This is a genomic window from Curtobacterium sp. SL109, assembly GCF_026672405.1.
In the GTDB taxonomy this organism is placed as follows: domain Bacteria; phylum Actinomycetota; class Actinomycetes; order Actinomycetales; family Microbacteriaceae; genus Curtobacterium.
The window spans coordinates 1,930,288-1,953,739 of record NZ_JAPPRB010000002.1 but is presented as its reverse complement, the minus strand read 5'-3'; the positions used below and the strand labels follow the sequence as shown (position 1 = coordinate 1,953,739).

Below are 23,452 nucleotides of genomic sequence, written 5' to 3'. Positions count from 1 at the left end.
GCTGATATGCTGCCGGTCGTACCACTTCGGGGGAAGGAACAACGTGTCGGATGTCGTCATTGACAAGGGGGCCATCCACGGGGTTGCTGGCAGGATCGAGCAGAGCAAGGCCGAGCTCGCATCGCTGCAGATGAGCACCAGCGGGGGTGGGGCGGCATTCGCAGCCGCGGACGTACAGTCCGCGTTCGAGGCGGCGGCACACGTCAATGCTTCGCTGATCGAGGCGCTCGCATCGAACACGGGCGACATCGGTGCGCTGGCCAGGTCTGTCGCTCACGAGTTCGACAGGTGGGACGCCGAGACCGCAGCTGCGGCAGGGCGATGACCTCCGACCCGACTGCTGGGGACCCAGCATCCATCCGAGCCATCGCCGCCACGCTCCAACGACGAGCCGGGGAGATCAGGACGGCGGCGAGCCGCGTGCAGCGTCAGGCCGATGCAGTCAGTGCTGGCGAGTGGACCGGGAAGAGCCGGGCACCGTTCGTGCATGCCGCAGCCGATGTCAGTACCGGCGGGGAGCGGGTCGCGACCCAGGTCGATCAGGTGGCGACGGTGCTGACCACCTACGCCGCACGGGTGGAGCAGATCCAGGACGAAGCCCGGACCATCAAGTCCGCTCAGGCCCGCAATCAGCACGACGCCGTCACGAACTCCCGCTCGACGCAGAAGTTGCAGGACTCCCACGCCGTCGACGTCGCCGCGCAGCTCGGCGGTCTCGCTGTCGAGGCCGCGAGCCTCACCGCCTCGAAGCGTGCGCTCGACCAGTCCTGGGACGACCTCATCGCTCGCCGGAAGGCGGCTGACGCTGAGACGGCGTCGAACCTGCGGAACTCAGACACAATCGGTGCCTTCTCCGTCTCCACGTCGTCGATCTCCGGCATGTCCGACTCGCAGTTCTTGACGTTCCTCGCGGGCCTCCGACCCGAGGAGGTCGCGGCATTCGCAGGCAACTCGACGATCGCGGACCGCCTCGCGGGCCTGAAGGACCCGGATGCGGTCGCCAAGTGGTGGTCCGGGCTCGGTGGGGAGCACGGCAAGGGAACGAAGGGCGAGCACTCGGCGGCCCAGGACGCCTTCATCGCAGCGTTCCCCACCGCCGTCGGGAACCTCAACGGGGTGGCGTACTGGGCGCGCGACATCGCAAATCGGCGGAGTCTGGCAAGCCAGATTGCCGCTACGGAGGCGCGAATCGCTCAGCTCAAGCAGCAGCGAAATACAGCTGGTTGGTCACCGGCGCTCGACGAGGAACTGACCGCAACGCTCCCGCTGTACCTGTCGCAGTTGACGAACCTGCGGAAGGCAAGCAACAAGTCCGGCGACCTCCCGAAGCGTTACCACCCACAGGTGGTCGCTTTCCGCCCCGGTCCGCCACCACTCGGCGCAGTCTCTGTCGGGGACATCGACAGCGCGTCCAATGTCTCGTTCGTCGTCCCTGGAATGGCGACGACGCTCGGCGATGCCACCGTCGTCCAGCGCATGGCCAGGAACCTCGTCGCTGAGCAGCGCGAGCTCGGCGCGTTCGACACCGCTGCGGTCGCCTGGGTCAACTACGAAACTCCGGTCAACGCAGAGCGAGACTTCCGCGAGGTGTTGTCTGACGACAAAGCCCGCGTCGGCGGTGAGCAGCTGTCCAACGATCTTGAGGGATGGCGAGCATCAGTCGGAGAAGACGCGGTACTGAACGTCGTCGGGCACTCCTACGGGACAACAACCGCGGCGATAGGTCTCGAGAAGAGTCCGCGGCCGAACGTCAACGCCTTCGTCAGTCTCGGTTCAGCAGGAATGCCTTGGAGCGTCCCCAACGCAGCGGCCACCCATGCTGAACACGTGTTCGCCGGGACCGGCGACGAGCCGGTTGCAGGGCTGGGCCGTCTGGGAAGCGCACGGTTCGACCCCGAATACCCGCTCTTCGGCGCCAAGCATCTCGAAACGGGTGCGGAGGACGATCTCGCCGGAGTGTCCGCCCACGACCCACTGAAGTACAAGGAACCCGGCGACCCGTATGGGTACTTCGACCGAGGAACCTCCTCGCTGCACAACACGGCGGCTGCGACACTGGGACAGAAATGACCATCACGCTCGTGCGTCCTCGACGCACCCTCATCCTCGGCGCCAGCCTCGCCGCTCTCCTCTCGCTGAGCGCAGGCGGCTGTAGTCAAGCGAACAAGGAGACGCCTTCCATGTCAGTTTCCGCATCTGCTTCGGACCCGCAAGAAGTTCGTGCCGCTGGTGAAGGAGCTCTTCGCCTCGTGAAGGCAGTTGCAGGCGCGACATGGGACACCGATGCCGACAGCAACGGGTTCACCGCCAACGACTGCTACCTCGACTCCGACACGAAGGGCGTGCTGTTCCAGTGGTCATCCTCCGGTCCGAAGATCTCGGACGGCGCGAACTTCATCAAGCACGTCGCCACCGCGCTCGACGATGCTGGTTACTCCACGACGACTCGAACCACAACCCTTGAGCGGTACGGGACGTCCCATCAAGCGGTTGGGCGAGGCGACCTCGTATCCGCAGTGAGTGTCGCATCCAATGAGAAGGCCGTCATCGCGTCCGTCGAGACAATCTGTGTCCCAGGAGACGCGGGGGACTACCCAGACGAATGAGCGCGTGGTTCAGCGTCCCGTCACCGCTCTCGAAGTCGGGACGATCGCATCCGAAGACCAGGTGGACTTGATGACACCAGGGCGTCTCTCGATCACCATGGCGGTACTCGCCGCTGGCCTTCCGCTCTCGCTCAGCGCATGCGCGGGCTCAGCCCCGGCGAAGTCGTCCACTTCGACTCAGTCAGAGGAACAGAGGGTGAGACCTGCCGAAGCGCGACTGGAAGGCAGCGACGTCCTCGCGAAGCTGCGCGATCTCGACGAGACTGCCATACCGACCTCTCCGGCGCCGAGCTCGGTGGAGTGTGGACCACATTCGGACGAAGGCGTCGAGTTCCACTGGGCGGTACAGGGCGCTGCCGCCGAAGACGCACGCGAGTACGCCGCGCGCGCCGTGACCGTCCTCAAGGCCGCTGGCTTCTCGACCAACCGCACGACCAGCGAAACCAACGACGAGCGGCCCTTGTACGACATCGGCGGCGAATCGTTGAGCGGCGCGCAGGTCACCCTGAGCGCAAGCGCGCTGAACACTGTCTTGCAGGTTTCATCTGCCTGCGCAGACGGAGAGGCGGCCGACTTCGGCTGAAGTTCCCGACTCCGAACACCTTGATTGACTGCTCCTGAACGATGAGAACCACGACCGCAATGACCGCGCTGCTGATCTGCGTTGTTGGCGGTGAGCGTGGCTGCAAGGCCCTTGCAGACGGGGCCGAGCGTTTCAGGCGAAGGCGACAACGATGAAAGCGAGCTGGACCGGATGGTGAATCGATGAACGGCCAGCGGCTGCTCTGGCACATCACAGCGCTCGTCGCTGTGACGCTGATCTTGACCAGCTGTGCGAACGGGGGACGCTCGGGCATGGACATGCCGAAGAGCAAGCAGGACGCCGAGGCAGTGCTGTTCCGTGTGTTCGACGTCCCTGGCAGCGTCTGGTCCTCCGAAGAACGCCAAGCGAACCCGGCGTCGACAGTCTGCACCTTCAGCCGCAATGCCCACGGTGGCGTGCAGTACCACTGGTTCGTCAACGGGAGCGCTCCGTCGAACCCGAAGGCCTACGTCGCTGAAGTCGGCAAGGAGTTGCGCGAGGCAGGTCTCACAGTCGAGTTCCGCGAGACGGACTACGGCAAGTACGGGACACTGCATGAGGTGATTGCCCGCGGTGAGAGCTTGCCGACGGTCGCTGCATCGGCGAATGCCAAGGGATCCTCGATCATGTTGGACTCGGTCTGCGTCGCAGGCGATGCGGAGAAGCTCGGTCCGACGGGTGACCGGAACGTTGCTGGCGAGACCGAATCGGAGGGTGATCGTTGAAGCGACGAACTTCCCTGCTCCTGTCTGGAGCGATCGCCTTCAGTACGAAACTGTGTCTCGCCGGCTGCTCGCAGTCGCACGACGAAGGGGGTGCAGGCCTGATGAACGCTGACAAGGTTCGCTCTTCGATGCAGAACTTCGTGCGGGACACCACGACGGAAGCCGGCGGTGAGTGGACCAGCGTGGGCGGAGCGCCGTCGCCAGACGCATGTGTTCTCAATGCTGGAAGTTCTGGCGTTTCGTTCTCTTGGAACCAGCAGGCCGCAGGCATAGCGGACCCGGAATCGCTGGTCCACCGGATTGAGAAGTACTGGGAAGCACAGGGCCTCATGATCTCGGAACGGCAGGGCCAGCGCGGCGACGGACTGACCCTCTACACGGTGCTGGGCGAGGGCGAGCCCGTGCGGACCATCTCGATCAACGCAAGCGAGCACCGGACCTCGATCCAGGTTGAGTCCTTGTGCGGGAAGGGCGATGTCTCGGACTTCATCGGTGGTGAGAGCGATGGGTAGGTCCGGCCTGGTCCCGGCAGTCCTCGTGGCGTTGCTCGCCGTTGGAGTCACCGGTTGCGCGTCCGACCCCGGAGAAGCCCGCTCGACGAACAGCACGTCCACCCGGTCTGACGCAGGAGCGTCGTTGCGTCTGGTCTTCTCCGTGCCCGGCTCGACATGGTCTCCCGCGAACGAGAACTCCGAGCCCGCCGACGCCGAGTGCACGCACCACGGCGATCCGCACGGCGGCCAGCAGTGGCACTGGAACGCGGCGGGTTCTGCACCGGAGGATCCGAAGGCCTACATGGACTCGGTCGCGACGACACTGCGACGAGACACCCGGACGGTCACGATCACCTCAGCAGAAGGTGGGACCTACGGGACGCTGTACCAGGCGACGGCCGACGACGACGGACGCCCGACCATCGCGGTGACAGCCAATCCGCGGACGACGACAGTCACAGTCGAATCGACCTGCATCCCGGCGTCTCGAGGATCTGGCCGAGGGCGAACATGACCGATCACGGAAGGCCGTGCGCCCGAGAACGGGCCGCCCGAGCTTCAGCTGCAACATCAGTCACCGCCGAGCCCTGCGGAAGCGACCACCTCGAATGCACTCAAGACGCACGATCATCATGGCGGCGCTCGTCGCGCTCGTCCCGCTCTCAGTCAGCGCGTGCGCGGGATCAGGCCCGGTCCAGTCATCCGCACCAACGCAGTCCGAGGAACAGACGGTGAGACCCACCGAAGCGCGCCAGGAAGGCAGCGACGTCATCGCGCCGAGCTGCGGAAGCTCGACGACGAAGCCGTGCCGCTGTCCCCGTCGCCCAGTTCGGTGGAGTGCGGACCGCATTCGGACGAAGGCGTCGAGTTCCATTGGGCTGTCCAGGGCGCTGCCACCGAGGACCCACGTGAGTATGCCGCACGCGCAGCCACTGTTCTCAAGGGCGCTGGTTTCTCGACGAACCGGTCGACCAGCGAACTCACCGACAAGCGGCCCCTCTACTTCGTCGGCGGCGAATCGTCGAGCGGCGCACAGGTCGCTCTGAGCGCAAGTGCGATGAACACGGTGCTGCAGGTCTCATCCGCTTGCGCGGACGGAGCGGCAACCGACTTCGACTGAGCCGCAGCTCGCCCGCATTCCCGACCACCCAGCCGGCGCCGGAGACTCCCCCCATCGAAGCCTCCGACGCCGCGCCGACTCAGACCGCAACACCCCGCAGTGCCTGCGAGCTCAGCGCCACGAGGTCGTCCGCGCGGAGCCCCGGCCACCCGTGCAGCAGCTCGCGCCACTGCGCGGGCAGCGCCGACGCACCGTGGACGGCCCCCGCCAGTCCTCCGGCGATCGCCGCGACCGTGTCGGTGTCGTTGCCCGATCGAACTGCGGCGACGAGGGCGTCCTCGAGCGAGTCCGTCCGGAGCACCGCGGCGTACGCGGCCTGCAGCGCCGAGACGACCCAGCCGTTCGTCGCGGTGAAGTCGACGGGCTCGCCGGCCTCGGCGGCGGAGAGCCGGTCGGCCCACTGCGCGCGGCGGTCGTCGGGCAGGAAGTCCAGCCCCCGCCGGACGTCGAGCACCCCATGCACGATCGCGTGGCGGATCGCCAGGCACCAGAGCACGCAGGCGTCACCGGCGTCTGCCTCGAAGTGGGTCAGGTCGCTGACCGCCCGCGCCGCCGTGACGAGCGCAGCCTCGTCGTCCAGGTAGCCGAGGACCAGCGGCGTCGTCCGCATCAGCGAACCGTTGCCAGCGGAACGACCGCTCTGGTCATGTTCGAGACGGGCCGCAGCCCGCGCGGCGGAGGCGGTCCGAGCCTCCAGGCCGGCCAGGACGCTCCGTGTCTGGATGCCGACGTCCGGGGCGGTCCGCGCCCAGTCGGCCCAGGCCGCGACGAGGCTGTCGAGGACGGCCTCATCGGCGAAGGACCCGCCGCGGGCGAGCGTCCGAAGGATCGGGACCGCCATGCTCGTGTCGTCGGTCCACTCCCCCGGCGCCCAGCTGAACATCCCGCCGCCCTTCATGCGGATCAGGGTGGGCTCCGGGACGGGCGGTTGGAACTCGTAGCCGGCGCCGAGGGCGTCGCCCGCGGCGGATCCGAGGACGGCGCCCACCGCACGGTCGAGGATGTCCGGGTTGAGGGTCATGGCCGCTCCGATCGGTTCGGGTTCACGCAGGATCGCGTAAACCTATCATGCACGGCGCCCCCCGTTTGCGCAAGTGCGCGTAAACTCGCCGCATGAGCGATACTTTCCGGGACAGCAGCGGCAAGCGGCTGTCGGACTACCCGCGGCCCTCTGTCGCGGTGGACACCGCCGTCCTGACCGTACCGATCGGTGGGCCGCTCTCCGTCGTCCAGGTCTGCGACCAGGTCGACGGGGACTGGCGCCTGCCGGGGACGTTCGTCCACGAGGGAGAGCGGCTCGCCGACGCCGTGCTGCGGTCACTGCGAGACAAGGCCGGCGTGACCGGGCTCGCGCCGCGGCAGCTCCACGTGTTCGACGATCCCTCGCGGGACGACCGAGGGTGGGTGCTGTCGGTGGCGCACCTCGACGTGGTGCCGGCTGCTGCTCTGCAGACCGCGATGGAGGCTCGGATCACGCCCGTCAGCGAGGCGACCGGGATGGTGCATGGGCACGACGACATCCTCGAGTTCGCGGTGGTGCAGCTCCGCGCCGACCACCGCGGCGCTCCCGATCCGCACGGGCTGCTGCCGTCGCCGTTCACGATGTCGGCGTTGCGTGGGTTGCACGAGGCGGTGCTCGGGGAGCGGCTGCTGCCGGACTCGTTCCGGCGGGCGATGCTGCCGAAGTTGACGGCCACCGAGGAGAAACGGGCGGCGGGGCCGGGGAAGCCGGCGGTGCTGTACCGGCGGTAGCGCCCCTGTCGCGTCGACGTCGCCTGACGGCGCAGACCCGGCCTGGAGGCGCGGGTCACCTCCGCAACGCGCGTGACGTCCCGAAGGGGTTGAGGCGTCCTAGCCCGGCTTCCTAGGCTCTCAACTACGCGTTGGACCGGCCGCGCCTCACAGGGTGGGTGCTGCGTGACCTGCTGCTGGCACGCGCCGCAGCGGCCGCAGCTGCTGTACCTCGGGTCGCCCCACTGCAGTGCTTCGTCGGCGCCGAGTCGTTCGTCGATCACGCGCTGGAGTTCGGCGCGCTGCGTGCGGTACACCGGCGCGATGTCGGCCAGGTCGTGCGTGGTCGTCGTGCGGTCGCCGAGGACCAGGTGGACCTGCTGCCCGGTCGGGATGCCGTGCGCCTGCATCTGCTCGGCGTAGGCAGCGAGCTGCAGGAGCGCGCTGATCTTGGCGTGGCGGGCGAGCTTGGTGTCGTAGACCTCGTACTCCCCCGCGTCGTTGCGGATGATGAAGTCCGCGAAGCCGATGAAGCCCGCGGTGTGGGCGGTCGGGGGCGCGTAGAACGTCGGCTGGTACAGCACGTCGAGACCGTCCGCGAAGGCCTGTCGCGCTTCGGCTGCGGCGCGTGCGAAGTCCGGCGGTGCGGGGCGGTCGAACTCGACGACGTCGCGCGTCTGCTTCAGGATGTCGAGGTAGTCGAACCCGTGCTGGTCCCCCAGCCGTGCGGTGCGCTCGAGCATGTCGTCCTGCACGTCCGGCACAGTTTCCCCGCGGCCGAAATTGGCGTCGAGGCGGCGCAGGAAGGCCCACTCGCACGCCGCCCACGTCGACAGGTCGCCGGGGTTATGGACGACGCCGCCGTCACTCGCGATCTGCATCCTGCTCCCCCGTCTCGTGTGGTGCCGTGCGAACCTAGGGTCGGCCGACGACAGACGTGCTCGGTCCTTCGGTCGGCACTGATTGGGGCCCTAGAATGTCTATCATTCCCGTCGCCCACCAGAGCGGACACCGTGACGCCCCTGACTATCCATGTACTGAATAGCTACAGCCATACACTATTGCAAGTGATGCGAGACAGCCTCGAGATGAGCGCATCGCAGATCGCAGACGTCGCACGGGAAGCGCTTCAAGAGATCACAACCGGCCTTGACGCTGTCGGTGTCTCCTATGCCGATAAGCGGCTCGCTTCCGCCCTGACACCCAGGAAAAGCAAACATGAGGTTGCCTTCCTCTTCGACACCCAACAAATTGCGGACGGGTTCTACGGGATGGCAGCTGCGGAAGCCTGGATCCCGGCCCTCCGTATTGCAGCTCCCAATTCATCAAATTCGATCTTAACCGGCGATCTGATCGATGGATTTTCCGATGGAGACGTGGCGGATGCGCTTCAGGACAATATTGTGCAGCGCAGACAATTCACCGCCCGAACAGCAAATCAATTTTACACGGTGTACATAACAAATCTCACGGAGAATCAGGTCGATCGACTGGACGAGCAGATGTTCGCCAGCGAACCGGGATATATTGGATACTCGGATTGCTCGGTGAGTAATTCACTGAAGCCGTTTCTGCTTTTACCCTCGCTCGCCGTGCGCCTGAAAAATGCGGTCATCATGCCCGGGAGCGCTGAAACTGACATCGCGAACCCTCTGGGCTATCCGTTTGCAACCAATGGATTCGAGGTGAAGCAGGTCGATCCAGAGCTGTACGATATGTTCCTCCATTTCAAACTGGACAATGAAATTCCAGAATGGCGAAAAGTCGACGGCGAGTTCGCTTTGATGGCCCTGTCCGGACACGCTCAGACGCAGAGTACGATGCCGTTGCATATAGACGAGGAGCGCTTCAAGCATCTGAGCGGAAAAGGCAGTCAGGGGCATGGGGCGTCGCTGAGCCACGCAGGACTCGATAGCCTCTCGCGAGAAGCCTTGACCGACCTCGTACAAATCCAGATTGCGCGCCGCCTCACCTTCAATCTTCGCGTAGTAGAAGGCTCACAAGAAGGCAAGAGCGGCGAGCGAGTTCGTGACCCCGATCTGGATGCGTTGATGTTTTCGGTGCAGATCGAAGTGCCTCAGAACAGTCGGTGGAAGATAGCCCGGCGCATGACCGTGGGCGTGAAGTATTCTCCCGCGGACCACCGTGGTGAAGTCGTCACCCTATTTTGAGGCGGAGTCAAGGTGGGCAAATACCCGCACGAACCGTGGCCCCTCGTACCCGTCCCGCGACACCCACGCCGTAAAGTCCGCGAGCGTGCGAACCCAGTACCCCCGCTCTCCGTACAGTGCCCGGTAGACGACGACCGGCTCCTCAGTTTCGACGTCCCGGGCGACGAAGAGCACCTCGTAGTCGTTGCCCTTGAACTGTCGGTAGCGACCCGCGGTCACGTCGTCAGTCACACGACTGAAGGTGCGGCCCGAGCGGTGGCACCATGACCACGCCTTCTGCTTGACTGAGCAGTACGAGCAACGAGCACTACGGGGCAACGACATGACCACACTGAGGACTCGTGAGCGGGACCGTCGCGCACAGCGTGTTCTTCGTCGTCATGGCGGCGGTCATAGCGGGGATGGAGGTCTGGCTGCACTTCCGCGCCGGCGCCATCCGTCCCTCGGCTTTCTGGGTCCCCACGGTCCTCGGACTCGTGTACGCGCCGTGGTGTGGCCGCTCGGCCTGCGTCAGGAGTCGACGTGGTGGCCGAACCTGGTCGCGGCGGGGTTCTTCGGTGGCTTCCTCGTCCTCATCGCGACGAAGACGTTCTCGCCGTACGCCTGGTTCCTCGCGGTCGTGATCGGTATGTTGATGTTCCAGGCCATCCTCCCGCCGAAACAGCTAGCGGCGCGGGTCGTCGCCAGGCTCCCTCGCCGCCTACGTCGAGCGGTTCATGAGTAGCGTCACGCCCGACGTCATAGCGCTCATCGTCGTGCCGACGTGACCGAGCTCGTTGCCGGTTCGGTGACGCTGGGGATCCTGATGTCCGTGGCCGGTGTCGTCTCGGTCGCGATCGGAACCGCCGCGACCAGGCTGCTCGCGAACGATTGGGCATTCGCCGGCCTCGTGCTCGGAGGCCCCTTCCTGCCGCTCGTCATGACCGGCATGCACCAGGGACTCATCCCGACCCACACCACCCTGATCGACCAAACCGGGTGGACCGTGCTCCTGCCCGCGCTGGCGATTGGTGATGCCGGGCGGACCAGGTGCCCGTAACGCGCTGTGGGTTCGGTTCCGGTCGAACGCCTCGCTGGTCCGGGCCATCCAAGGCTCGCTTCCGGCCGGATTCCCCGGAGTCGGGGAGCCCCTGATCTACGGTGTGACGCCCCCGCGGTCGGCCGTTGATCACCGCCTGCATCGGTGGAGCCTTCGGCGGCGGTGTCGTCGGGCTGTTTGACCAGCTCGGGCACTCCGTCGGGGCGAGCACCATCGGGGCCTCGGACCTGTCACTAACCCCGCTGCTGAACGGCTCCTCCGGGTACGGTTGGGCGTTACTCGGGTACGGGTCGGGGCTCGTGGCGGCATACGTCGTACGGTACGTCGCGACGTTGTTGATCGGGGTGTCTAGGTCGGTGCGGGCAGATCTGGTGACGCAGTCGGCTGTCCTTCAGACCTCGCAGTCATGACCTCACCACCCGCCTCAACGATCGCGTGGTGATCCACGTCGAGTTCTCACACAGAGCTGGAACCTAAGCGATTCGTTCAAGGAGACTGAGCTGCGGCCACCGATCGGGTCGCGATGCGAGGACTGCAAGGCACTCAAAGTTTAGAGCATATTAGGTGAGGTCCCACACTTCGGCGCTTCAGGGCCCGCACAACAACAGGGTACAGAAGTGATCTCATTCCGCCCTCAGTGTCATCACTACCTCACGCAGAGAATGGCGAGCCTTTCGCTTTGCAGTAGAGCTATTAGATCCACCGAGAGTCGAATTGACTCATCGGTACATGAGATATCTCGGTCACAAAGCCGAGGCCACCAGCTTCTTGCGCTATGAACTCCCACGTCAAATCGTTACTCCTCAAGCCCTCCGGATAGGTCAGGACGGCAGTCAGCTGCTTTGACCTCAGCGACTTGAGAAGACAAAGCATTGCTTCGCGAGCACGACTCTTCCTACTGAATTCCGAAGACGCCCGCTCTGCAGGCGCCGGAGCACGACCCGCACCTGACACTACTCCCCACCCTCCCCGCGCTATCCCCTCGAGGACATGGTAAAAACGACCGTACTGGGCCTCCGAATAAGGAGGATCGAGGAAGACGACATCGCCGTCGCGGAGGGACGCCGCCGCGTAAGCCTCAGCGTCACCGACAAGGGCCTCGCCCTTCACGACGGCGTGCTTAGAAGACAGACTCTCCACTTCCGTCCTCAGTCGGCTCAGCACGTCGAGGGACCAGGCCTTACGGATATGTGGCAGGAGCACCTCAGAAGGCTGGAACGGCTGGGCGGTGTGACCAGGCGACGCCGCGATATCGGAGGCGACTCGGATGACGGCGGCCATCGCTACCTTTCGTTGCTCGTCATCCCCCGGCAGCTCTTGGATTGCGCGGTCTAACCAATGGGCCTGAACCGGCGAGAAATAATGACCACCGTAGTCTCGACTGACGAACCAATTATCTGCGAATGCTGCTGCATCATGACGAACGCCCATCACCCAGGATCGGTCGAAGTCTCGAGGAACCACTGGGAGCGAGAGTCGCCCCCCTTCATCGACCAGTGGCTGGAGCCAAGAAGACACAATCGCGGAACTACTTAAGGATGCGGTTCGACCCGTGATGGCCGACGCCAGGATACTAGGGAAGAGCATCTGATCGACAGCGACGGTTTCGATCGCCGAATTCTGGGCAACGTGATGCACTACCGATCCCGAGCCGGCAAAAAGGTCAACGAATCTCGTGGCATCTGAGGACAGGTTAAGGAGATGCTTCCCAAGCATCCCATTCAACATGAACGCTTTGGAACCCATGTACTTCACTATCTAGACCGCCTGCACCCATCGCACGACTCGCTCAGTGGTGACCAAAGTCTGAGCAATGGGCGCCCATACCGCAACCCCCTCGAGGGAGGGAGCGGCCATGGTGAAACCGAGCTGGTCCACATCTTCGAGCGCGAAAGCTATCTCGTCCCACAAGTCACTTGGGGCAGCTTCCGCATCAATGCCCCTCATGGAAAGCAGATCTCGCGCCCAAAACTCGAGCTGAGTGGAGTCCACCCCGCTACGATCGGACAGGGTAGCAACGGACCCGAGAGCTAGCCGCAAAAGCGCTACAGCCCGCGCAGCAACGGAAGCCACAAGCTGGTCGTCCGGCTCAACATCTTGCGGGGCAACCTCGGAGGTCTTATCGAGCAAGTGAATTCTGCGCTCGTTGACCAGTGCACTTAATAACGAACTTTGCGAAGATAAAATCCCCAACTCATCCATCACGGCCTCTACCTTCGAGCTATCGAGACCCGGAGACTCGTTCTCGCTGTCCGAGGATGCACGAGCTAAAGCGCCGAGCACATCTCGGAGAACGTGTAGATCGAATCTTTCGAAGTTCCCGGATCCGCTAGGCTCAAGTAACGTCCACATCTCTTCCACGAGCCAAGCAGGTCCGAGCCGCTCGCTACTATCAACAGCTGGAGCCAATCGAGCAGGCTCATATGAGGCGGTATTTCTGACGTCTCGATCGCCACCTAAGTGGTCCAAGTCGAGCCCCCAAGAAATGATCAAGTTTTTCAAAATCGCGTCGGCAGAACCAGCACCCCGCCAGGCAGCTGTCCACTCACCTAGTGTCCTTCCCCCAACGCGGACTGCTTCTTTGAGTCTCTCTCCGGAGTGTTCCGCCGCCCACACGGAGAAAATATCCCAAGTCGCTCTATGCGTGCCTGTATTGGCAAGAAGTGGTGCAATGCGTTCTGCGGAAGTATCACCGGTGATGCAAATCGGATTTCCATTCAAGACCACAATGCCATCGCGCGCGAGTAGCGAATGCACACTTCGCAATTCGGAGTAGTACAAAAGGTGAACGGCCACGTTAGGAGCTCCCGATACGTACGCAGAAAGAGCCCGCCCTAGATAGCTCATCGCATCTGACGCATGCAGATAGACCGACGCAGAACAATATTCAGCGATCGACGCTACCTCCACTGGAGAGTACGGCTCTTGACCTGGTTTCCGCTTGAGCCCGTGTCGGTCATCGCCTTTAAGAAGAGGGTGCGACGCCCCCAACCAGTGTAGCGGCGCGCCAACGATAGCGCGTGGCAACGAATTTTCGACAACGTCCCGTCGAGTAGACGAGATCACCGCCCGCAGGGCCCCAAAATCGGTAGATTTCGTCACATTCGTACTTCAATCGCCTTGTTAATCGCCGACCGAAGTGCCAGCGGACCCGATTTCGATAAGTGTAGGAAAACACTGTCTCGAAGCAATTTGTATCCGCCAGTTCCACGAAGAGCTTGCTTGAAGAGCTGCTGGTCCGGATTCAAGTTCGCCTTGGAGCTCCGCCAGTCATAGCTCGCCAGCGCGTTTGCGAAATCGGTAATGACACCGTTGAACGGCTGATTCTGTAGAGAAAACAGCTCCTCCTCAACCGCATCGATCGAAGTGTCATCGAACGCCGAAGACCGTTTCCACTCCCCGAGACCAAGCTGTGGAGCCGCAACCCACATCACGTCGTTGACGGCCTGGTGAAGAGCCCTAACCCCCTGGTCTGCAGCTAAGAGAGTCTGCGAGCCTGCGAAGCCGGAATGGAGGTCCACAAGATCGAGGTCACCCTGGTCAAGGCTTTCCGCCCACACCGGTTTTTCCGTTTGAATGGCTGTATGGAGCTCACCCCAAATCGCGAGCAGAAAGGCTCCTTGCTGAGCACGGGTCCACGCGAGCCCTTGGCCCCCACCCCCACCGCCGAAAAGGCCACCAATGCCCGACGAACGGGAGTTCCAAGGACGAACAAGCGACTCCGAAAGGGATCGCACGAAAGACGCTTGTGTCACAGGCATCCTCGCCCGAACGCCCGTCTCGCCCAACATGTTGATTCGCTGGAACCAGGGACTCTTGGGCGACGACCAGAGGATCTCCGTTAGTTCCTGGGCGCGGGTCTCGCGATATACGTCGAGGCCCTCCCCCTGACGCAGCCACTCTTGATCGCGAAGCAGGGGATACAAATCGTACGCTAGAGAAGCGTTAATCTTCTTCGGCTTGATGTTGATAGTCCAGAACAAATATGCCTGCCACGAAATGTCAAGGCCGAAGAAAGCAACGACTGGCAAATCGTATTCAAGATCCTCGTCGCCCTCGATGAATGACCAGAGGCGATGCTGCCCGTCGATTACCTCAATCGGGTACGACCCTGAAGGCTCCCACTCTTCATCGCTCCACGAAGCAGGCAATCCGACCTCGATCACATCACCCCTGCGCCACTCGTCCGCGGCTCGCAGCTGCAACGCGTCCTCTCGAGCGACATCGCGACCGGACCGGGGCATTTCGGGATCGAGGATGTTTACTACAATTGCGGTGGGGAGCCATCCAGGCTTCCGCAGATTCTCCGTGGAAGCGGCCTTCTTGGCGGCCGAGAGAGACGAGAGCGGGTAACCCTCGCGCACAAATCGAGCTATCTCTTTGCTTCTGGTTTCGTCATGTTTGCGCTGGATGCCTGTCTCTCCGTTGCCACTCGACCGGCGATAGGTGTTTGAAAGACGCCGAAGGGTTCGTGCGGGAATTGATGTCATCAGGAAATGCTCTGGAGGGCGTGATTGAAAGGCCGCTGGATCGAAATCGATTTCGTTCCACTCGTCGAGCCATTGACGTACCACTATGGCGGGAAACTTCTCCGACATTTTTCCTCCGTGCGTCCGATGCCCTCCATCAGGCAGCCTTGCCACACTAGGGCACTGTGGGCGGATACGGAACCGAGCTTGTCTCGCACGCTTCCGCTCGGTCTCAGCACCCGCCGGTAACTTACCCCTGAGATGCGAGCCGCCAAGCTTGCCCCGGCGTACGCTCCGAACGCTGAGAGGGGCAGGGCTTGACGGCGCCGCACACGGCTGCCGGGGAAGCCCGCTTCGCGGCGCCCGAGGGCTCACGTGGCGCGGTTCAACCACTCGCAAAGCGTCGGAGGACTCTGGAGCCAGAGAGCTCACTCTTAGCTGCGACGGATTGGTTCTCAGGCTGCCCCCGAACGAGCAGGATGCGCCCCGCGCCCTCTCAGCTGAGCAGTACACGCCTCACCTCCCTCCGGCCTTCGCTGTGTCGACTGCGCCGAGGAGTGCGGCTTCCCTGTTTGACTGTCCCTCTGGAAGACGTTCGCCGTCCTTGGGAGGTTCTTCGATCCTTGCTCCTATGCGGGTAGGCCCCGGCTGGCGAATCAGCAGCGGGCCGCACCAACCGACGCAGCGTTCCCGCGAAGGCCCCAATCGGGTGCTTGGCGTGGTTCGAAACGAGAGGCGCACGAGGGTCTCTTGATGGCAAAGTCATCTGTGATCACGGTGATTGCCGCAGCTTTCGTGAAATAGATGAAATTGCGGCTCTGCTACGGCGAGCGTCTGCCGGGAAGTGAGCGCAGCATGGGATAGAGTTGTTAGCTAGGTCTGCTCCCTCTTCAGCGTCGTCGAAGCACCGCCCGGAGGCTGCCCGTGAGACAGACATATGAACTACCCCATGGACGAGACGGCCGCCTACGTTCGAGCAGCCTCGTTAAGCAGAGCGTCGCCGCCCTCCACGATCCCGAGGCAGTTTTCCGCGCTGAAGACGGCTCCCTTCGCGGTCCGACTGGCAATGGTGCGCATCTGCGAGCCGATCGCCAGGATCGATGAGCCGATATCTATCGCGTGCCGCTCAATGGACGGCCCGTTCAGCATCTGCAGCCTGCTTCGCAGAACATCAGCGGTGGCATAGATCAGGTTGGCTTCGTGGAGCCCAAACCGGCTGGAGTACGCCGCCATCTGGTACAGATCAGCGTTCGGGTACTGCCCGTGCTTCTCGACCTTGTACTTCACGTCGATGCAGGCGCGCACGACCCCGTCGACGATCCACACAAGGTCCGGTGCGATCTTCACCGTCCCCTCGACGTCGAGCGTCGAAGCGTACTGCGACACAAGCACTCCCCCGTACGGCTTGAACGCCTCGCGCAGTCCAGCCGACACGAAGTCCTCGAACACCGACCACATGTCGACGAGGAACCCCGACGCGACAACTGAGCCGGCGCGCTGTTCGACGGAAGACCCCGACAGCACAAGGGACGCGAGAGCCAACGCCGACGAGTACCGCGCATTCCGTCGATCTTGCCTGACCACGGGCACCGGCGCCCCCACCGGGATCACCGACACCCCATCGAGTACTCGAACGGTCCGCCGCAGCGCCCCGAGCACGTCCGCTGGAACGCCCGGCAGCCGCAACAACCGCGTCGCAGCGGTCAGCAGCACCTGGTTCTCCGCGATGTCATCCACGTAGTCGTCGAACGACACCTCGACCGGCAGCGGCTGCCCACCCCGCCGCGTCAGCTGGTCCCCGATCCGCCACCGACCACGCACGAGCGGCAGCGCATCCTCGTGCGTCACGTACCCGCGGAGCGGCCCTCCGGCCAGCGCCCGCGAGGCCTGCCGCACGAATGCGTGCGCCAGCGCCGGCACGAGGTCCTCGTCCTCCTCGAACCCGAAGTCGTCCTCGGTCCAGATCGCACTTCCGGCCCGCGCGTACCCGAGCATCGCGAACAGCCGTCGCACCGGGGTCTTCGGCTTCAGCCACACCGTGTGCCCGGCGATACGGACGACGCCGACCTTCCGGACACCGCTCACGCGATACTCGTCCGCTCCGAGCGTCGGTGCAACGGTCGCGATGTTCGCTGATGCCAGACCGACGGCCACCGCCCGCGGTAGCCGGTGCACCACCGGCTGGTCCGCCTCCCGCAGCTCAATCGTCGACGGAAGCACCTTCGGCCCCGTCCGCAACGAGCGGCGCCGCGTGGCGACGAAGCGCTGCCAGGCCGTACCGAGCCTCCAGGTCGACGCCCTCGCCGTAGTGGTGCTCCGCCAGGAGCGGCAGGATCTCGTACCGCCACACGTCCTGCAGGCCGGTTCCGCCGAGGTCGCGCATCAGGAACGACGGGCCCACCTTGGCATCGTGGTCCTGGATCTGCGCGTTGAGTCGCGTCAGCAGGTCGGCGCGGTTGTCCTGGAGGCCCCTGGTCGCCGTCCAGCCCGCCAACACGTTCCGCACGGGGTCGCGTTCCGGGTGCAGCTCGATGAAGGCGAACCGGCGCCGCATCGCGGCGTCGAGCATCGCGATCGAGCGGTCGGCGGTGTTCATCGTGCCGATGACGAAGATGTTGCTCGGCAGGGTGAAGGGTTCGTCGCTGTAGAGCAGGGAGATCTCGCTGTCGCGGTACTCGAGCAGGAAGTACAGCTCGCCGAAGACCTTCGCGATGTTGCCGCGGTTGATCTCGTCGATGACCAGGAAGTAGTTCGCCTCCGGGTTGGCGGCGGCCGAGTCGGCGAGCCTGCGCAGCGGGCCCTTCCGGAGGCTGAACGCGAGGTTGCCGCTGTCGTCGTTGGCGACGGGGCGGAAGCCCTCGAAGAAGTCCTCGTACGAGTACGTCGGGTGGAACTGGACGATTGTCGTCTCGCCGTCGGTTCCCCCTGTCACGTGCTTTGAGAGCGCCTGCGCGAGGAAGGTCTTGCCGGTGCCGGGAGGGCCGTAGAGGATGACCTGCTTGCGGCGCTCGATGAGGTCGAGGGTGTCCTGGAGCCAGGCCTGCGACATGTGGAGGGCTGCGGCAAGAGCAGTGGCTGCCTTCGGGAATCGAGAACGCACAACACGATCTGCCTCCTCCGCTCGCGTCAAGGCATCAGTGTCGTCTTGAAGCACGTCCTCCTCGGGTTTCGCCTTCTTCGCCTGCCACCGCGACAGCAGCGGTTCGACGTAGTAGAGCGCCGGGCCCTTCTCCTTCTGTTGCAGCGCGATCGTGATCTGCTGGAAGGCAGCGTCAGGGTCGTCTTCCATCTGGCCCTCGACTTCGCCGGCGAAGGCGGCCCGGATGGCGTCGCGGTTGTCACCTGAGACGACCTCGCCGAAGACACCAGGGTGGACGAGGTAGAGAAGCTCGTTTCGCTGGGTCGGGAACGCGGACCCCGGAAGTCCCGTCACGAAGTCGCGCCAAGCCCAGGGGTCTTCCAACGCGTGATCGCGTGCCTCTGGGGGAAGTGCGATCCAGTGCACCGCAGCCTCGACGACGATGGCCATCGCCCGGTAGAGCTGCACGGACATGCCGGTTCCCGGGTTGAACGACCATGAACGGAAGGCACTGTCGATCTCGGACGGGATCGTCACCGGATGCTGCATCGTGTCGAGCAACGATGTCACGCGCGCCCGCTTCTTCCGCTCGCCAGGCGTCTGGAGCGGAAGGATCTGCCAACAGATCAGCTCCGACATCAACAGCTTCGCGTCGTCACTGGCATCACGGAACTGGTTGACGAGCTTCGACAGGAAGTCGTCGCCCTCGATGTCTGGCTGCGCCAGGAATCGGACGCGGAGTTCGTCGGCAACGTCAGGACGCCAGACCGTGCGGCCGGGGGCGAAGACCGAGTCGAGTTGCCGCAGGCCTCGCTCGACGAACAGTTCTTCCGTGACACGGACGTGTTCTGCTCGGCGGTCGGGCGGCACGATCTCGGTCCGGAGACGGAGGGCGAGATCCTCCCGCTGCGCCCGCTGGAAAGCACGCTCACGCTCGGCAAGCGCTGCGCCGAAATCGTCGACCGGCAGCTCCGGGCGCGCAATCGCGCGACCAGCCTCGGTAACGGTCCACTCGCCGCGGCGCGGCTTCTCCATGTAGCCGGCGTGCACGAGTGCGGTTGTTCCCCACAAGAAGTCAGACTGACCCTGAGGCTCGCCGCTGCCGTTGAGGTCAAGCTCTTCGTCCTCGAGCGGGACCAGCGCCTTGACGTGCTCCCACACTTCGAGCCGACGCCCCAACTCGTGGGCATCGAGGTACCGAAGGGCCGCGCGGAGCCGTTCAAGCCGGTTCTGACTGCGAGTCACTGACGATCTACTTCCTCGGAGATGCCGTCCGCCCAGAAGCGCGACGGTCGGCGCATGGCTTGTTGCGCGGTCCCGCCGTTGCGCGTCGACAAGGTGCGGAAACCTCAGGCTAAACATACTCTTCGATCACCAAGCGGCTCCTACCGGCCTCTTGACGATGCGCATTGCCGTCCGTCTGGCGGCTCGAGAGGACACGTCATGTCTGACGCCCCCACTGACACCTTCCCGTCCGAAGACACCGACGATGCGACAAAGGTCGCCGTCGAAGCCGAGCAGGACAACCTCCGTGAGTTCGTTCGCGGGCTCACCGGTGACGATCTCAAGAGCGGTGGTTGGTTCACGAAGCTGCTCGCTCACGCGCTGAGCTCGTACACCGACAAAGTTGATGCCGCCTATTTCCAGGAGCGCTACCAGGGAGTCCCTGCTGACGCTGTGGTGGAGCAACGGATCAAGATGGCAGCTCGGTACGCCGCGCTCGAGGGAGGGCTGTCCGCGGGCGCTTACACCGGTGCCGTGGCCGCGACCATCGGCAGTGCCGGCGGTGCCTCACCGCTGACGCTCCCCGCAGCAGCAGCGACCGTCTTGGTGGACGTCACCTTCCTCACGCAGCTCCAGCTGCGCCTCGCCTACGACATCGCGGTGCTCTACCGCGTGCCGATCGATGTGAATGATCCGGACGACCTCTGGAAACTGATCCGTGTTGCCTTCACCGTCAAAGGTGGAGAGATCGCGAAGGACGGCGCTCTGAAGGTCGTGCCCATCGCGGTGCGGCCGTTGGTCAGGACCTTCATCAAGGGCCCAGTCCTGTCGGCAGCGAGGGGGCTTCCCGTCGTTGGGAAGTTCCTTCTCCAGCGCAACATCATCAAGATCGGCATCCCGCTGATCGGGGTCCCGCTCGCGGTCCTGCTCAATCGCTACACAACCCTCGTTGCCGGCCGTCATGCACGTTCAGTCTTCCGAAACGACGCTCGGATCATTGAGCTAGCGCGGAACCTCAGCAAGCGGACCGAGCATCCACAACTCTTGCTCTGGGTCACGTGGCTCATGATCAATGTGGACGGCAAGAGCACGGAGGACGAGACCTCACTGATGCGCCACGTCGTTCGCGTGGTTCGCGAGGAGCACCAGATCATCGACGACGAGCTGGCCGAACTCATCGAACTCAAGCCCGACGAGGTCTGGAAGCGACTTGACGCTGAGCCGGGCGACCTGAGCGACATCATCGACGCCGCGGAGCAGGTCGCAGGTGTCGACGGCGAGTTGAATGCTCGGGAACGCGGACTCCTGCACGATCTCCGTCAGCGGTACGGACGGGTCTGAAGAGGCAGACTCAGCCGACCCTGGAGCAACCGTTCGTCGCTGCTACTTTCAACGCATGGGCTGGGGAACAGTATTTGAAGGTGTCAGCGCTGTCGCTACCGGCGGAGCGCTCGTGGCGGCGATGATCGCAGCTCGTCAGGCCAAGCAGCTCTTCGGGATCGAGTCGGCTCGCGATGAGCAGGCAAAGGAAAGCGAACGTCGGAGCCACGCCACGCGAATCAGCGCGTGGGCCGCGACGCAGATTCGATCTGGGGGCGAACCAGTGTTCGGCGTCCTGGTCCGCAATTCATCTGACGACCCGGTGTACGACCTGCGAGTGTCCTGCCACGGATTCACGACGGAGGAGACTCCGTCTCTTCGCTGCGTTCCCCCTGGGGAGTACTTCCTTCCGAACGTCGATCGTGAGAGTTCCGATGGGAGCACGTCCCCATGGGACCACGCAAAGCCGGTCAGGGAAATACGGGACCCGCTCCGCCCCTTCACAACATCCGACGAACGGGGCGTGAAAGGGTTGACGTTCCGCGACAGCGCCGGTGTGGCCTGGCGCAGGGCATCGAGCGGAGAACTGGACCGGGCTGACGCCTGAGGACTTCGGGTTCCACTGCCTCGATAGTCCGTTCTCGACGGTGTCTCAGCAGCGACAGACGGTGAATATCGCGCTGGCACCGCCCCCACAACGGGTACTCCCGCCACTCGCTTCAGGTCGCGAGGATGGTTCACGACCGGCGCCCGAGGGAGGCGTTCGGCCAGGGGGGGGCACCACCATGACCATCGCCGGCGACTCAGCACGCGTCGAAGCCCGCCGCCAACGCGGCCGGGCAACGGAACTCCGTCGCCAAGCGGACGACGCCGAACAGCGCGCCGCACGCTTCGAGATCGCCCACCGCACCGAGAGCGAGACGGCGAAGGTCCTCGCTCCCCTGGCCGGCATCGGCTACCACCTCCTCGCCGACCGTCGCTGGCCCGGCAGCAAGACGGCCCAGGTCGACATGGTCGTCGTCGGCACCGCGGGCGTGTTCATCGTCGACACGAAGGCCTGGCGCGACGTCGCTGTCCACGAGGGCCGCATCACCCGCGGCCAGGAGGACGTCACGGACGACATCGCCAACCTCGCTGACCTGGCGTGGAAGACCGAAGCCGCACTGGCCGAGATCGGCCTCCCACCCGGCGAGGTCCACGCCGTTGTCGCCCTCGCGGGCCAGAAGAAGGTGCACGCCGAGGTCGCCTCGGTCGACGTCGTCGGCGTCCACGACCTCATCGCACACATCACGAAGCGCGGCCGTCGGCTCTCAGCCGTCCGCGTCGACGAAGTACTCGCCGCTGTCCTCGCCCACTTCCCTGTCATCCACGATGACCATCCAGCACCCGTACAAGTTATCGTCCCGGCCACGGTCCTCCCCCGCGACCCCGAGCCGCTGATCAACCAGCAGGAACTCGAGAACCACCTCCTCGACGCCGTCCTCGACGCCCCCATCGAGGACTGGATGGCCTTCCTCGACCCCGCCCAGGCGAAGCTCGTCCGCCGCAACTTCAACGGCCCGGCCCGCATCCGCGGTGCCGCCGGCACGGGCAAGACCGTCGTCGGCCTGCACCGCGCCGCCTACCTGGCGCGCGCGACCGGCGGCCGCGTCCTCTTCACCACCTACATCCGCACCCTCCCGGCGGTCCTGCAGTCACTGCTCGGGCGCCTCGCGCCCGACATGGTCGGCCGCGTCGACTTCGTCAACGTGCACGCCTTCGCCAGCCAGCTCCTCAAGGAGCGCGGGGTCGCGTTCCGCATCGACGGACTGGAGGCTCAGCGCGCGTTCGCCGACGCCTGGAACGTGATCGGAGCCTCCAGTCCGCTGCGCGCTCCGCGCTTCACGCGCCGGTACTGGGAGGAGGAGATCGCCCACGTCATCAAGGGGCGCGGGCTGACGCACTTCGACGAGTACGCCGACCTGGCGCGCGTCGGGCGGCGGCACGCGCTGCCGGTCGAGGTCCGGCAGGCGGTGTGGGACCTGTACGAGACCTACGCGACCAATCTGCGCGAGCGCCGCGTCTGCGACTTCGAGGACGTGGTCCTGCTCGCCAGGGACGCCGTCCGCGACCAACCGCTCGACCGGTACGACGCCGTCATCGTAGACGAGGCGCAGGACCTGTCGTGCGCGATGGTCTCGCTGCTGCACGCCCTGGTCGGCGACCGGCCGGACGGCCTGACGCTCATCGGCGACGGCCAGCAGACCATCTACCCGGGTGGCTACACCCTCGGCGAGGTCGGCATCAGTCTTGCCGGGCGCGGAGTCGTCCTCGACGTGAACCACCGCAACACCGCCGAGATCCTCGACTTCGCCAAGCAGATGGTGGCGGACGACCAGTTCGTCGACATCGAGGGCGTCGACGGCGCCGGCGACACGGTCTCCGCGGTCACCCGCTCTGGCCCTGCGCCCGGGGTCCACCGCTTCGTGGACCGCGCGGCGCACGATGCAGCACTGCTCGCCCGCGTCGACGAGGTCCTCCGCCTGGTCGGGACCGGCCGCGGTGACGTCGGCATCCTCACGGCGACGAACCCGCAGGCCGACAAGGTCACGGCGGTCCTCGATGCAGCCGGAGTGCCGTCCGTCTCGTTGAAGCACTACGCGGGCAAGAGCTCCGACAGGGTGCGGGTCGGGACGATCAAGCGGGCGAAGGGCCTCGAGTTCAAGCAGGTCCTGCTGCCGCACGTACCGGCGAAGCTGCTCGGTGACGCTCCGGACACCGAGTCGGTCGCCGTCCGCGAGCGCCGCGAGCTCGACCGCCGCGAGCTGTACGTCGGGATGACTCGGGCGCGTGACGGTCTCTGGGTCGGTGCGCTCGGCCGCGCGTGAGCGGGTCTGCGCGCCTCGGCGAGG

Annotated in this window: 19 protein-coding genes and 1 pseudogene; 12 read left to right on the top strand and 8 right to left on the bottom strand. The window is 64.7% G+C overall.

Going from position 1 to position 23,452, the window contains the following annotated elements; translation table 11 throughout:
* Positions 1-43: 43 nt before the first annotated feature.
* The 7 genes from OVA28_RS10735 to OVA28_RS10705 all read left to right on the top strand — a co-directional run bounded on the left by OVA28_RS10735 (position 44) and on the right by OVA28_RS10705 (position 5,528).
* Entirely contained in the window at positions 44-325 is a 282-nt protein-coding gene (locus tag OVA28_RS10735; protein WP_268096935.1) for a hypothetical protein, read from the top strand.
* Positions 322-2,070 (top strand): alpha/beta hydrolase, encoded by a 1,749-nt coding sequence (locus OVA28_RS10730; protein ID WP_268096934.1) that lies wholly within the window; start codon positions 322-324, stop codon positions 2,068-2,070. The genes OVA28_RS10735 and OVA28_RS10730 overlap by 4 nt, the downstream gene beginning before the upstream one ends.
* Positions 2,067-2,606: a hypothetical protein gene (locus OVA28_RS10725; RefSeq protein WP_268096933.1), complete on the top strand. Its 540-nt coding sequence runs from the start codon at positions 2,067-2,069 to the stop codon at positions 2,604-2,606. Before OVA28_RS10730 ends, OVA28_RS10725 begins: the two co-directional genes overlap by 4 nt.
* A gap of 196 nt (positions 2,607-2,802) precedes the next feature.
* Positions 2,803-3,189 carry a hypothetical protein gene (locus tag OVA28_RS10720; protein ID WP_268096932.1) on the top strand — a complete coding sequence of 129 codons (387 nt, stop codon included), beginning with the start codon at positions 2,803-2,805 and terminating at the stop codon, positions 3,187-3,189.
* 182 nt (positions 3,190-3,371) lie between these two features.
* Positions 3,372-3,914 (top strand): hypothetical protein, encoded by a 543-nt coding sequence (locus OVA28_RS10715; RefSeq protein WP_268096931.1) that lies wholly within the window; start codon positions 3,372-3,374, stop codon positions 3,912-3,914.
* A gap of 101 nt (positions 3,915-4,015) precedes the next feature.
* Positions 4,016-4,426, top strand: coding sequence for a hypothetical protein (locus tag OVA28_RS10710; RefSeq protein WP_268096930.1), 411 nt, complete (start codon positions 4,016-4,018; stop codon positions 4,424-4,426).
* A 787-nt stretch (positions 4,427-5,213) separates the two neighbouring features.
* Positions 5,214-5,528 (top strand): hypothetical protein, encoded by a 315-nt coding sequence (locus OVA28_RS10705; protein WP_268096929.1) that lies wholly within the window; start codon positions 5,214-5,216, stop codon positions 5,526-5,528.
* Between the two features lie 79 nt (positions 5,529-5,607).
* On the opposite strand, the gene OVA28_RS10700 is transcribed toward OVA28_RS10705, so the two are convergent.
* Positions 5,608-6,549: an ADP-ribosylglycohydrolase family protein gene (locus OVA28_RS10700; protein WP_268096928.1), complete on the bottom strand. Its 942-nt coding sequence runs from the start codon at positions 6,547-6,549 to the stop codon at positions 5,608-5,610.
* A gap of 92 nt (positions 6,550-6,641) precedes the next feature.
* Here OVA28_RS10700 and OVA28_RS10695 point away from each other — a divergent pair, with 92 nt between their 5' ends.
* Positions 6,642-7,280, top strand: coding sequence for an NUDIX hydrolase (locus OVA28_RS10695; protein ID WP_268096927.1), 639 nt, complete (start codon positions 6,642-6,644; stop codon positions 7,278-7,280).
* A gap of 245 nt (positions 7,281-7,525) precedes the next feature.
* On the opposite strand, the pseudogene OVA28_RS19210 reads toward OVA28_RS10695, so the two are convergent.
* A pseudogene (locus tag OVA28_RS19210) lies at positions 7,526-8,002 on the bottom strand (hypothetical protein); the annotation flags it as partial.
* A gap of 1,419 nt (positions 8,003-9,421) precedes the next feature.
* Entirely contained in the window at positions 9,422-9,661 is a 240-nt protein-coding gene (locus OVA28_RS10685; protein WP_268096925.1) for a DUF1653 domain-containing protein, read from the bottom strand.
* Between the two features lie 256 nt (positions 9,662-9,917).
* On the opposite strand from OVA28_RS10685, the gene OVA28_RS10680 reads away from it, so the two are divergent.
* Both OVA28_RS10680 and OVA28_RS10675 read left to right on the top strand, forming a co-directional pair.
* Positions 9,918-10,154 (top strand): hypothetical protein, encoded by a 237-nt coding sequence (locus tag OVA28_RS10680; RefSeq protein ID WP_268096924.1) that lies wholly within the window; start codon positions 9,918-9,920, stop codon positions 10,152-10,154.
* A 39-nt stretch (positions 10,155-10,193) separates the two neighbouring features.
* Entirely contained in the window at positions 10,194-10,469 is a 276-nt protein-coding gene (locus tag OVA28_RS10675; RefSeq protein WP_268096923.1) for a hypothetical protein, read from the top strand.
* A 693-nt stretch (positions 10,470-11,162) separates the two neighbouring features.
* On the opposite strand, the gene OVA28_RS10670 is transcribed toward OVA28_RS10675, so the two are convergent.
* The 5 genes from OVA28_RS10670 to OVA28_RS10650 all read right to left on the bottom strand — a co-directional run bounded on the left by OVA28_RS10670 (position 11,163) and on the right by OVA28_RS10650 (position 19,262).
* Entirely contained in the window at positions 11,163-11,750 is a 588-nt protein-coding gene (locus OVA28_RS10670; RefSeq protein ID WP_268096922.1) for a DNA adenine methylase, read from the bottom strand.
* 477 nt (positions 11,751-12,227) lie between these two features.
* On the bottom strand, positions 12,228-13,265 hold the full coding sequence (locus tag OVA28_RS10665; protein ID WP_268096921.1) for a hypothetical protein: 1,038 nt from the start codon (positions 13,263-13,265) through the stop codon (positions 12,228-12,230).
* A 302-nt stretch (positions 13,266-13,567) separates the two neighbouring features.
* The gene (locus OVA28_RS10660) at positions 13,568-15,067 is read right to left on the bottom strand and encodes a DGQHR domain-containing protein (RefSeq protein WP_268096920.1); all 1,500 of its coding nucleotides are present in this window, start codon (positions 15,065-15,067) and stop codon (positions 13,568-13,570) included.
* Positions 15,068-15,904: 837 nt separating this feature from the next.
* Positions 15,905-17,158 (bottom strand): McrC family protein, encoded by a 1,254-nt coding sequence (locus tag OVA28_RS10655; protein ID WP_268096919.1) that lies wholly within the window; start codon positions 17,156-17,158, stop codon positions 15,905-15,907.
* Positions 17,139-19,262: an AAA family ATPase gene (locus tag OVA28_RS10650; RefSeq protein ID WP_268096918.1), complete on the bottom strand. Its 2,124-nt coding sequence runs from the start codon at positions 19,260-19,262 to the stop codon at positions 17,139-17,141. Before OVA28_RS10650 ends, OVA28_RS10655 begins: the two co-directional genes overlap by 20 nt.
* Before the next feature lie 198 nt (positions 19,263-19,460).
* On the opposite strand from OVA28_RS10650, the gene OVA28_RS10645 reads away from it, so the two are divergent.
* Positions 19,461-20,582, top strand: coding sequence for a hypothetical protein (locus OVA28_RS10645; protein WP_268096917.1), 1,122 nt, complete (start codon positions 19,461-19,463; stop codon positions 20,580-20,582).
* Positions 20,583-21,346: 764 nt separating this feature from the next.
* On the top strand, positions 21,347-23,428 hold the full coding sequence (locus tag OVA28_RS10640; RefSeq protein ID WP_268096916.1) for a nuclease-related domain-containing DEAD/DEAH box helicase: 2,082 nt from the start codon (positions 21,347-21,349) through the stop codon (positions 23,426-23,428).
* Positions 23,429-23,452 lie beyond the last annotated feature (24 nt).

What these genes read in the sequence shown, in the direction of transcription:
- OVA28_RS10700 (WP_268096928.1), bottom strand. Translation starts at nt 6,549, where the DNA reads ATGACCCTCAACCCGGACATCCTCGACCGTGCGGTGGGCGCCGTCCTC.
- OVA28_RS10670 (WP_268096922.1), bottom strand. Translation starts at nt 11,750, where the DNA reads ATGGCCGCCGTCATCCGAGTCGCCTCCGATATCGCGGCGTCGCCTGGT.
- OVA28_RS10710 (WP_268096930.1), top strand. Translation starts at nt 4,016, where the DNA reads ATGAACGCTGACAAGGTTCGCTCTTCGATGCAGAACTTCGTGCGGGAC.
- OVA28_RS10730 (WP_268096934.1), top strand. Translation starts at nt 322, where the DNA reads ATGACCTCCGACCCGACTGCTGGGGACCCAGCATCCATCCGAGCCATC.
- OVA28_RS10695 (WP_268096927.1), top strand. Translation starts at nt 6,642, where the DNA reads ATGAGCGATACTTTCCGGGACAGCAGCGGCAAGCGGCTGTCGGACTAC.
- OVA28_RS10640 (WP_268096916.1), top strand. Translation starts at nt 21,347, where the DNA reads ATGACCATCGCCGGCGACTCAGCACGCGTCGAAGCCCGCCGCCAACGC.
- OVA28_RS10645 (WP_268096917.1), top strand. Translation starts at nt 19,461, where the DNA reads ATGTCTGACGCCCCCACTGACACCTTCCCGTCCGAAGACACCGACGAT.
- OVA28_RS10715 (WP_268096931.1), top strand. Translation starts at nt 3,372, where the DNA reads ATGAACGGCCAGCGGCTGCTCTGGCACATCACAGCGCTCGTCGCTGTG.
- OVA28_RS10725 (WP_268096933.1), top strand. Translation starts at nt 2,067, where the DNA reads ATGACCATCACGCTCGTGCGTCCTCGACGCACCCTCATCCTCGGCGCC.
- OVA28_RS10660 (WP_268096920.1), bottom strand. Translation starts at nt 15,067, where the DNA reads ATGTCGGAGAAGTTTCCCGCCATAGTGGTACGTCAATGGCTCGACGAG.